We start from the raw sequence: 10,730 nt of genomic DNA, 5'->3' as shown, positions 1-10,730 counted from the left end.
AAAAATAAAAATTCGATTAAATGCAAAAATTCCAGAAATGGTCAGATAAAAAAATTAATCAGTTAGTGCTAATTTTGCTGGTTGGGGGATTGCTGTTTCGCTCGATAATTGCCTTGAGTCTTTACCCTACTTTTGATGAGGCTTATTACTACCTCTACAGTCTGCATCTAGACTGGAGCTATTTTGATCATCCAGTTTTTGTCGCCCTAACCACTGGTTTTGGGCCGTGGTTAACTGGGGATGTATCCCAATTCACAATTCGTTTGGGATCGCTAATTTTATATACAGGCAGTTTGATATTCTTGTATCTCACTAGCAAAAGACTATTCTCGGCGCAAACTGCTTGTCTGACTTTAGCCATTGCTACCATCAGTCCAATTTTTCAAATTAGCTTTGGCATTCTCAGTCTGCCTGATAGTCCATTGATGTTTTTTTGGACAGCTAGTTTATATTGTGCAGTTAATGAATTTTTTCGCCAGCCAGATAATCAAAAGTATCGCCTGTTTAAAAATGAGTCTGGTACGGCTAATTTATATGTCCCTAGTTATCGCTTAAGCGTCCTTTGTATTTTGGTAGGATTAGCTTGTATTAGCAAATATCACGGGTTTATTTTAGGACTAGGGCTAATTGGTTTTTGTGTAACGAGTCCACCTCATCGCTGTGTTGTGCGATCGCCTTGGGCATGGTTAGGGTTAGGCTTATTTATCATCACCATATTCCCGATTTTGTTTTGGAATATGCAGCATGATTGGGTTTCCTTTCGTTTTCAATCAGAGCGAGCAGTGCCACGGGTTGGGTACAATCTGCTAAATGTAGCTGCTGTTTATTTAGTCGGGGTAGCTTACCTATTCCCCACCATAGGATTACCACTATGGTGGGTGAGTGTACGTCCGGTGGTATTAAGAATAATTAATTCTCAGACCTATTTAGATGGGCCTAAATTATTGATCTTATGGTTATCCTTGCCCTTAATTTTAGGGTTTACTCTCATAGGCGGATATCGGCAAATTTTGCCTGCTTGGCCAATGCCTGGATTTTGGACAGCCACTCTGCTCTTAGGGCAACAAGCAAGCATCTGGGCGAAGCATCAGCAACGTTGGGTGCGGCGATGGCTCTTAGGTTCGGGAATTATGATTGCTAGTATTTTACTAATTGCTTTGTTGCAAGTGACAACAGGAATATTGCAAAAGCCTAGCCAATACGCACTCATGGGGGGGTTCTTGCCTCCCAAAGATGATCCTTCTACAGAACTTATTGATATTCAGCAACTACGGCGTGGCTTTGCGTCTTCTCCTATTTTGAGTACCGCCTTAAATAAATCTAGCTTTATATTTACCAATCGCTATTATTTAGGTGGCCCAATAGCTATGTCCCTGAAACCACTAGTAAACATCCCCATTACTTGCTTTGACATTGGCAATGATTTGCGTGGGTTTGCTTTTTGGTCAAAAGCAGATCAATGGGTAGGAGAAAACGCACTATACATTACTACTGCCCCCTTTAAAAATAGACAAGATTTGATGGCTAGTTATCGAACTTACTTTAGTAGCTTAACTGAGATTGAAACAATCCCAATGAGACGAGGCGGGGTTGTCATCAATACTATTTATGTTTATCAAGCGAAAACACTTTTAAAACCTTACCCGAGGTCTTACGGAATTTAACACTTAATTCCCTATTCTTTGTTTCCTATCCCCACAGGTAGTTCAGAAATTAAAGCAGGCTGTCTGATCAAAGTTCAACCTAAGACAGACGTGTTTTAGTTATAACTTTAGTATCCTGAGTACGGACTAAAAAGGATGAGTGTCTCTTGATCGGATCTTTGAGCAATAAACAATTACTAACTATGAGTAATACTGAGCAGAATTGGCTTCTGCTAGTAGAAGATGAGCCAGGCAATATCTTATTGATTAAGCGAGCCATGAGTAAAGTTAAATGCAATCTTCAAATTCAAGCTGTGGAAGATGGCGAACAGGCAGTTAACTATCTCAAAAAAACTATCGAGGATGCTTATGTCAATCAATATCCTCTGCCCAATTTAATACTTACAGATATTAAAATGCCGCGCATGAATGGCTTAGAATTGCTAGCATGGATCAAACAACAACCAGAATTTGCTAACTTACCTGTGATTATGCTGAGTAGCTCTGGAGAAATTGAAGATATTAATCAAGCAACTGTCTTGGGAGCAAGTTCTTATATTGTCAGACCTGGCTCTTTTACTGAATTAGTGGAAATAATGCAACAAATTGCTTCATACTTTAATCCAGATGCTATGGATGATCCATAGTCTGCATCAAAAATTTAGCTTAATTAAAGGTTATTAAAAATGGCAGATTTTGATTCCAAAACTGTTTTATACGTTGAGGATGATGCTGCCTACATCTTGTTGGTGAGGCGGGCTTTGCAACGTTCTAAGTTAAGTAATATTCCTAATTTAAGAGTCTTAACAACAGCAGAAGACGCTACTAACTATCTGTTGGGGCAGGCTCCTTATGAAGATAGAATAGCTAATCCTTGGCCACATCTGTTATTAACAGATTTAAGACTACCAGGAAAATCAGGCTTACAACTTGTGCGCTGGGTAAGAGAACAAGAAGAATTTCAGCAATTGCCCATAGTGATGTTGACTGGTTCAGCTTTAGATGAACATATCGAGTCAGCTTATGAATTAGGGGTAAATTTTTGCTTAGTTAAACCAGCAGAAGTTGAGCTTTTAGTGAGCATTATTCAAGCTTTGAGTGTTTATTGGATTCCGCCTTTAACTAAGCCTGTTATCTAATTTTCTCCACTAAGTTGGTAATGGTGGCTAGAAATTTTTCAGCCTCTATGGGTTTGGTAATATGGCGTTGAAATCCTGCACGGTAGGCTTTTTGACGATCGCTTTCGCTAGCATGGGCTGTAAAAGCGATCGCTAAAATTTCTCGATTACCATTTAATTCTTTTATCTGGTTTAACAAACTATAACCATCAACTTGTGGCATTCCAATATCACTAATTAGTAAATCTGGCTTGATGTGAGCAAACATTTGCAAAGCTTGACTAGCACAATCAGCCGTTGTGGCAATTGCTCCTTGTTGTTCTAATAAAAAAGCCACAAATTCTCTAGAATCTGCATCATCATCCACAATCAAAATTCGCAGCCCTTCTAAATTGACAGCTTGTGATAAGGAACGATCTGGTGGTTGGGGCTGAACAGTCGCACTCATCATTGGCAAACTGAGCGTAAAAGTCGCACCTTGCTGTTTACCTTGGCTGGCTGCTGTTACCCTACCACCATGTAATTCCACTAAATGCCGCACAATTGCTAGCCCTAACCCTAAGCCCTTAGTTGAACGAGTAATTGAACTATCTGCTTGACGAAAATAATCAAATACAAACGGTAAAAATTCTGGGGTAATTCCTTCGCCATTATCTTTAACTATGATTTGTACTTGAGAATCTACTTGCTTGAGTTCAATTGCTATCTGTCCACCAGAGGGGGTAAATTTCACAGCATTCGACAGTAAATTCCAAATTACCTGCTGAAGCCGATCAGGATCACCCAATACCTTACTCACATCTGACTGACAATTAATCTGAATGTCTACTTCTTTCGCCTGGGCTGCTAACTGTACAGTCTCAATTGCCGCTTCCACAATTTTTGCCAAATTGACTGGGCATTGTTTCAGATTTAATTTACCCCGCAAAATGCGGGAAACATCTAGCAAGTCTTCAATTAATTGCGCTTGGGCTTTGGCATTGCGTTCAATAATTTCCAGGGCGCGATTTAAGGTTGTAGTGTCATATTGCCGAGTTTGTAACAGCCTTGCCCATCCTAAAATAGGGTTAAGAGGCGATCGCAATTCATGAGACAACACCGCTAAAAATTCATCTTTGATGCGGTTGGCTCGTTCTGCTTCTACTCTGGCGGCTTGCTCTCGAATCAATCGCGCCCGTTCTTTTTCAACTCGTTTATTCTCAGTTACGTCACGGCTAAAAACTAAGACATACTCTACTACACCGTGAAAATTCAACTCGGGAACAAACCTTGATTGATAAATGCGCTCCCCTGATGGTGTGGTTAATTCCCACTCAATTAATTGTTCTTGCACATTCGTCAATGCCAGACGTAACGCCCCATCCCAACGATGATAAATATGCTCTGAAAATCCCATCTCACTATGAGTTTTCCCAATCCATGCCGAGGGCGGCGAACCAGTTGCTTTTTCGATTGCTAAGTTCACATACAAAAGCCGCAAATGGCGATCAAATTGGAAAATCACATCCGGGGAATTATCTAATACAGTTTGCCAATTTTGTGTTTGCGGAGAAAGTGTCCGATGCGGCGATAGTGGCTGATTAATCTCCGATAATGCAGCATTATCTATCTGAAGGTATATTTCTAACTGCTTACGCTCTGTGATATTTTGAAAATATGCTGTCAATCCAGTTAATGTAGGGTAAATTGCTACCTCAAACCATGCGTCTAGCAAGGGAAAAAACTGCTCAAACCTAACTACAGATTGGTGAGCGATCGCTCGATGGTACTCAAAATACAATCTAGAACCAGCAAATTCTGGGCAAGCGTACCAAAAGTTTTTTTCGAGCAAATCCTCCAAATTTTTATTAAATATTTTGGCTGCTTGAGCGTTTATAGAAGTCACCTGCCAACCCTGGTTATAAGCTACAAAGCCTCCCTTCAGCCTTTTGGCCACCTCTGCAACTTGGTTTTTCACAAACTAACCTCACAAAGAAGTTGAAAAATCTTTAAAAATGGCCAAAAATGCAACCAAAACTCAATAATTTGGTCACAGTATCTCCACCACTATAAATTAAGTTATGTTTGGTTAAAGTATATACTGGGTTATTTATTACCTAAGTTGCTGACAAAAACCACATTACTTTAACAAACTTATACTTCAAAAGAAAAAACTAAATCAATTTAGATAACAACAGTAGCAAAAAAGATATAAAACTTAACTTAAATTTTATCTCCACTTTTGTAGTCATTTATAGTACAAAAGTCATCAAATCATATTGTTTTGCAGCTATAATTAAATAATTCAGTTCTTACAAAATATTGTATTTAGCTATACAACTTATTTGTAACCTGTCAGTATACACTTCTCCTTTCCCAACCAGAACAATTACTCATAACTCCAATAAAAAAAGGTAGGAACTTGCCTACCTTGGATTAAACTGCTTCGGCAGTTTAGTAATATTTCCATATCAATTATTACACGCTTATTTAAATTCTTGTAGTGCTGATGCAACAGAACTTTTAGTTCTTTGCTAAATTTTCCCACGCAAAAAATATATTCATCATTTGGTGTCAGTCTTCTGCAATAATTGTCTGTTTCTCTGATTTGCTTTATACCCCACTAAAGTTGAGATTATCATTTGCGATCGCTTTAGTGAGGTATAAGTATGATTGCCAGTAGGTGATTGATAACAAATAATAAATTTGACAATCAAATGTATTATTTGTTATTTACCACGGGTGTCTAATCCATTCATAAATCTTAAGATAATCTGCTCCCGGAATATTCCATGAGTAGTCATATTTCATCCCTTGAATTGCTAATTGCTGGAACTCATCAGGTGACTGATACCATAAATCAATTGCCCGATTCATAGCCGATTCTAAAGCGTAATTATCTGTTTGATAAAATACGTATCCATTGCGTTTTTCTGGTGGCAGATTTTGGTCGTAATCTCTATCAAATACCGTATTGACTAACCCCCCAACACCACGGACAATTGGCACTGTACCATATTTTAAACCAATAATCTGGGTTAAACCGCAGGGTTCGTAATTGCTGGGAACAACAATCATATCTGCCCCTGCATAGATCAGGTGAGATAATTCTTCATTAAAGCCCAATTCTAAATGGACATCGGGGTGATTAGTTAAAAATGCTTTTTCATGCTGGAAATGAGCATTAATGCCTGACTCTGTAGCGGAACCCAGTAATACAAATTGTGCGCCTTTATTGAGTGCATGATAAATTGCATGATGTACTAAATGCACACCTTTTTGATGATCTAAACGACCGATATAAGCAATAATTGGTTTATCAGCAGCCCCAAGTAAGAGCCTTTCGCGCAAAGCTTTTTTGTTATATATTTTTTGTTCAAAATCTGCGTAGGTATAGTTATTGGGAATGTAACGGTCAATTTCAGGATTCCAAAAATCGTAATCTATACCGTTAAGCACCCCAGAGAATTTATCTTGATTTAAATGCAGTGTATGACCTAAACCACAACCTACTTCTGTAAACCGCGCTTCTTCTGCGTGGTTGGGTGAAACAGTGGTAACTGCATTTGCGTAAACAATACCCCCTTTCATATAGTTCAACGCAAAGGGGTTGAAGTTGTCGCGTAGCTTATCGTATTGGAAATAGTAAGCTGCTCGATTTAAACCTGTAGCTGCCAGCGTTTCTTCACCACCTATTCCCTGATGCTTAAAGTTATGGATGGTGTAGCAAACCCGCTGATATTCCATCCCATTGTATTTGTAAATCTCAGCGAGTAAAACAGGAATTAAGCCTGTTTGCCAGTCATGACAATGGATAATATCAGGGCGCTTGTTGCTTTGATTTAAAAATTCTAAAGCAGCTTTGCTAAAGAAGGCAAAGCGCATATTGTCATCATCGCAACCGTAATAACAGCCGCGATTAAAGAAATTATCTTCGGAGTGGGGTTGAATAAAGAAGCACAGCCTACCATGCACCCATCCGCAGTACACAGAACAGTGAACTGCTGCGCCATACCAGGGAACCCACAAATCTTTGTAGGCATCATGCAGACCCCAAATATGGTCGTAGCGCATACAATCATACATGGGCAGTATGATCTCAACGCAATTGCCCCTGCCTTCTAATTCCCTACTCAGTCCGTAAACAACATCCCCTAAACCGCCTGCTTTAATTACAGGAGCGCATTCCGAGGCAATCTGTACTATGTACATTCCTAGTCCTCGCTATACAAAAATTTATATTAACTATACTGTTCAGTATATGCAATATGTACTCATTGACAAGTGACTAGGCCAATGTTAATCACGAAAGCTTAATACAAGTGGTAGAGATTGAGGTTGTTTCATCTGCTGCAAGACATATACTGAGGAGCGTTGAGGGGTATTTAGCTTAGTGGATACAAGAGAAGTTATCGGAGAACGTGGCGAATCTATTTTTCGAGTTCTCATCACACGTAAACACCCCAGTCGTGGCTATTTATTTGATCATCCACGATTTTTAGGAGAAAAAAAGCGAGCAATCGACTTTTACGTAGAACTCTTTCATGATGAATCTTTAATACCTTTCTTTTTTGTGCAAGTAAAGTCAACATCCCAAGGTTACACTCAAAGCGATCGCAGATTAAAAGTCAAAGTTACTGACAGCGATATGAAACGTCTTGCAGCCTATCCTGCTCCTACTTATGTTATTGGTATTGATGAGCAAGCAGAGCAGGGTTATATTTTGTCGGCTAATGGCGAAAGCTCAACAGGGTTTTCCAGTTTGTGTACAGATTATCCCCTCATACCCGATGTATTGGCATTACTATGGGATGAGGTGAAAGCATACTGGACTTCTCCCCATCAAGCTACTTTCCGATCAATTTTTTGCGATCCCAAATGGAGAAAGTAATGAAGCCGAATCTACAAGATTTTATTGCTGAACGCGCCGAATATCTTGCAGTTATGTACCTGACTCGTCGCAATGATCTAGTGATTGAAAGAATGAAGTCGGCTGATTATGGCTTTGATATTCTTGTAACGATACTAAGAGATAACCTGCCTACTGGAAGAGTTTTTGGTGTGGAAGTTAAAGCAAAAGACACAGCTATCAGCAATTTAAAAGATATTTCACAATCTATTACCCAAAAAACAACTGAATATCTTCAGAATGTGCCGTTTCCCTTATGTTTATTCCTGTTGACGATGGAGGATGACCAGGGATATTACAAATGGCTAAACCATGTAATTGCTGACTCTAGCCAAGTATCTCTACAATGGCATTCTCTAGATGAAAATGGAATCAGACAGATTGTGGACGATGTAAACGCTTGGTATAACGCTAAGAGCAATTTTGCTGCATAGAAATACTGTGGCTGGAGATTTTAGGCGATCGCATCTTTCTATTTAAAAGCACAGGGTTGACGCTGCTAAAATACCATAGGACAAGCAGCGACACACCAGCACACCTCACAAGCCATGACTACAACTATTGACTTTCTCAGTCACCTTAACCCCAGCCAACGTCAAGCCGTAGAACACTACTGTGGCCCGTTGTTAGTTGTGGCTGGTGCTGGTTCCGGTAAAACACGCGCCTTAACTTATCGCATTGCTAACTTGATTCTCAAACACCGTGTGAACCCGGAAAATATCTTGGCGGTGACTTTCACCAACAAAGCCGCCCGAGAAATGAAGGAACGCATTCAAAAGCTGTTTGCAGAAGAATTGGCGATGACGCAACATGGTACAAGATTTGAGTTATTAGAAGAACACGAACAAACCAAACTGCGATCGCAAGTTTACCGCACAACCATCAAAGATTTGTGGTGCGGTACTTTCCACAGTTTATTTTCCCGCATTCTCCGGTTTGATATTGAGAAATATCAAGATGAAAAGGGGCGCAAATGGAATCGAAATTTTTCGATTTTCGATGAATCAGATGCCCAATCTTTAGTTAAAGAAATCGTCACCAAACAATTAAACCTCGACGATAAAAAGTTTGAACCGCGTTCTGTCCGCTACGCCATCAGTAACGCTAAAAACCAAGGCTTGTCACCCCAAGAATTTGAAAAAGAACAACCAAATTATCGCGGACGAGTTATTGCTCAAGTCTACAGTTCCTATCAAGATAAACTAGCAGAAAATAACGCCCTCGACTTTGATGATTTAATTCTTGTCCCGACAAAATTATTTCAACAAAATGAGCAAGTCTTAGGTTATTGGCATCGCAAATTCTGTCATATTTTAGTCGATGAATATCAAGATACCAACCGCACGCAATATGATTTGATTCGGTTGTTAGTTACAAATGGGGAAGATAGAAAAAGTGAATGGAATTGGCAAAATCGCTCAGTATTTGTAGTAGGCGATGCTGACCAATCAATTTATAGTTTCCGCATGGCAGACTTTACTATTTTGCTTGAATTTCAAAATGATTTCGGTGATGGTTTACCGGATGAAGATACCCGCACAATGGTGAAGTTAGAAGAAAACTATCGCTCTTGTGAAAATATTTTACAGGCTGCCAATGAATTAATTGAAAATAACACCCAACGGATTGATAAAGTTCTCAAGCCAACGCGGGGAAGTGGCGAACAAATTTATTGTCACAAAGCTGATGATGAACTTGCAGAAGCAGATTTTGTGATTCGGCAAATTCGCACCTTAGAACATCAACATCCCGAATTAAATTGGGGTAGTTTTGCGATTTTATATCGGACAAACGCCCAATCTCGCCCCTTTGAAGAATTGTTAGTCAGGAATCAAATTCCTTACACAGTTGTGGGGGGGATGAAATTTTATGACCGCAAAGAAATTAAAGATGTGATAGCTTATCTCAGAGCGATCGCTAATCCTGCTGATACAGTGAGTTTATTGCGGGTGATTAATACTCCCCGGCGCGGAATCGGTAAAGCCACCATTGATAACTTAATTAACGCCTCCCAGCAATTAGGGCTTAACTTGTGGGAAATTCTCAGCGATGAAACATCTGTCAATACATTAGCGGGGCGTTCGGCAAAATCGGTGAATAATTTTGCCCAAATGATTAGCCGCTATCAAGAACAAATCGCCACAGTTCCAGTTTCTGAGATTGTCATGGGTTTGTTAGAAGAATCTGGTTACGTGCAAGACTTACAAAGTCAAGGTACAGATGAAGCAGAAGACAGAATCCAAAACGTCCAAGAACTTTATAACGCAGTTCTGCAATTTCAAGAAGAAAATGAGGATGTTTCGTTAACAGCCTTTTTGCAAAGTACCGCCTTAAGTTCTGATTTAGATAATCTAAAAGAAGGACAAACAGCCGTTTCTTTGATGACTCTCCACGCTTCTAAAGGATTGGAGTTTCCCGTAGTCTTTTTGGTGGGATTAGAACAAGGGTTATTCCCTAACTATCGTTCAATGAACGACCCCGCAGCTTTAGAAGAAGAACGCCGCTTGTGTTATGTAGGAATTACCCGCGCCCAAGAACGGTTACATTTATCCTTCGCCCGCGAACGCCGTTTATATGGCTCACGAGAACCTGCACTGCGATCGCAATTTCTGGACGAATTACCCCCAGAATTATTAACTACCCAAAATCAAATTCATCAAGTTTATACCAAATCGGCTGCAACAAATAACAGACAAACCAGTACCGTTGATAATTGGCAAGTCGGTGACAAAGTATTACACAAAACCTTTGGTATCGGTGAAATAACCCACATTTTCAATGCAGGAAATAAAACCTCTGTAGCTATTAAATTCGCCACTCTAGGAAAAAAAATTATCGACCCCAGAATAGCCCAGTTACAAAAAGTAGATTAAAAAGCAAACAGCGGTCTAAATCCGCATCCACTAATTTATTCAGTATAAAAAACAAACAGAGGGTTTATGTAATTACATAAACCCTCTGCTTACTTTTAAAAAATAAACCTGGCGTCGAGCAATTGTGGCAGGAGGCGACCCTCCAACTATCGTAGCCGCAGCAGCGTTTCACCTCTGAGTTCGGGAAGGTATCAGTGTGGTTCCACCG

Annotated in this window: 8 protein-coding genes; 6 read left to right on the top strand and 2 right to left on the bottom strand. The window is 39.7% G+C overall.

Going from position 1 to position 10,730, the window contains the following annotated elements; all coding sequences use genetic code 11:
- Positions 1–20 precede the first annotated feature (20 nt).
- The 3 genes from H6G69_RS30300 (at position 21) to H6G69_RS30290 (ending at position 2,782) form a co-directional block, all read left to right on the top strand.
- On the top strand, positions 21–1,664 hold the full coding sequence (locus tag H6G69_RS30300) for a glycosyltransferase family 39 protein (protein ID WP_190692890.1): 1,644 nt from the start codon (positions 21–23) through the stop codon (positions 1,662–1,664).
- A 182-nt stretch (positions 1,665–1,846) separates the two neighbouring features.
- Positions 1,847–2,290, top strand: a complete 444-nt coding sequence (locus H6G69_RS30295; protein WP_190692888.1) for a response regulator — start codon at positions 1,847–1,849, stop codon at positions 2,288–2,290.
- A gap of 39 nt (positions 2,291–2,329) precedes the next feature.
- On the top strand, positions 2,330–2,782 hold the full coding sequence (locus H6G69_RS30290) for a response regulator (protein ID WP_190692886.1): 453 nt from the start codon (positions 2,330–2,332) through the stop codon (positions 2,780–2,782).
- Here the strand turns inward: H6G69_RS30290 and H6G69_RS30285 are convergent.
- Complete coding sequence (locus H6G69_RS30285) at positions 2,775–4,718, bottom strand: ATP-binding protein (protein ID WP_190692885.1); 1,944 nt, start codon at positions 4,716–4,718, stop codon at positions 2,775–2,777. The genes H6G69_RS30290 and H6G69_RS30285 overlap by 8 nt on opposite strands.
- 755 nt (positions 4,719–5,473) lie before the next feature.
- Positions 5,474–6,952: a glycogen synthase GlgA gene (gene glgA / locus H6G69_RS30280; protein WP_190692883.1), complete on the bottom strand. Its 1,479-nt coding sequence runs from the start codon at positions 6,950–6,952 to the stop codon at positions 5,474–5,476.
- 181 nt (positions 6,953–7,133) lie between these two features.
- Here glgA and H6G69_RS34225 point away from each other — a divergent pair, with 181 nt between their 5' ends.
- The 3 genes from H6G69_RS34225 (at position 7,134) to pcrA (ending at position 10,522) form a co-directional block, all read left to right on the top strand.
- Positions 7,134–7,631, top strand: a complete 498-nt coding sequence (locus tag H6G69_RS34225) for a DUF4365 domain-containing protein (protein ID WP_190692881.1) — start codon at positions 7,134–7,136, stop codon at positions 7,629–7,631.
- Positions 7,631–8,083 (top strand): DUF4365 domain-containing protein, encoded by a 453-nt coding sequence (locus H6G69_RS30270; RefSeq protein WP_190692879.1) that lies wholly within the window; start codon positions 7,631–7,633, stop codon positions 8,081–8,083. Before H6G69_RS34225 ends, H6G69_RS30270 begins: the two co-directional genes overlap by 1 nt.
- Positions 8,084–8,197: 114 nt before the next feature.
- On the top strand, positions 8,198–10,522 hold the full coding sequence (gene pcrA / locus H6G69_RS30265) for a DNA helicase PcrA (protein WP_190692877.1): 2,325 nt from the start codon (positions 8,198–8,200) through the stop codon (positions 10,520–10,522).
- Positions 10,523–10,730: the final 208 nt, after the last annotated feature.

Source organism: Nostoc sp. FACHB-110 (assembly GCF_014697425.1).
Lineage (GTDB): Bacteria > Cyanobacteriota > Cyanobacteriia > Cyanobacteriales > Nostocaceae > Nostoc_B.
Note: the sequence above shows the minus strand (reverse complement) of the source record. Positions and strands in the feature narration are given on the sequence as shown.

Excerpts from the sequence above, each read along its gene's own strand:
- glgA (WP_190692883.1), bottom strand. The coding sequence starts at position 6,952 with ATGTACATAGTACAGATTGCCTCGGAATGCGCTCCTGTAATTAAAGCA.
- pcrA (WP_190692877.1), top strand. The coding sequence starts at position 8,198 with ATGACTACAACTATTGACTTTCTCAGTCACCTTAACCCCAGCCAACGT.
- H6G69_RS30300 (WP_190692890.1), top strand. The coding sequence starts at position 21 with ATGCAAAAATTCCAGAAATGGTCAGATAAAAAAATTAATCAGTTAGTG.
- H6G69_RS30270 (WP_190692879.1), top strand. The coding sequence starts at position 7,631 with ATGAAGCCGAATCTACAAGATTTTATTGCTGAACGCGCCGAATATCTT.
- H6G69_RS30290 (WP_190692886.1), top strand. The coding sequence starts at position 2,330 with ATGGCAGATTTTGATTCCAAAACTGTTTTATACGTTGAGGATGATGCT.
- H6G69_RS30295 (WP_190692888.1), top strand. The coding sequence starts at position 1,847 with ATGAGTAATACTGAGCAGAATTGGCTTCTGCTAGTAGAAGATGAGCCA.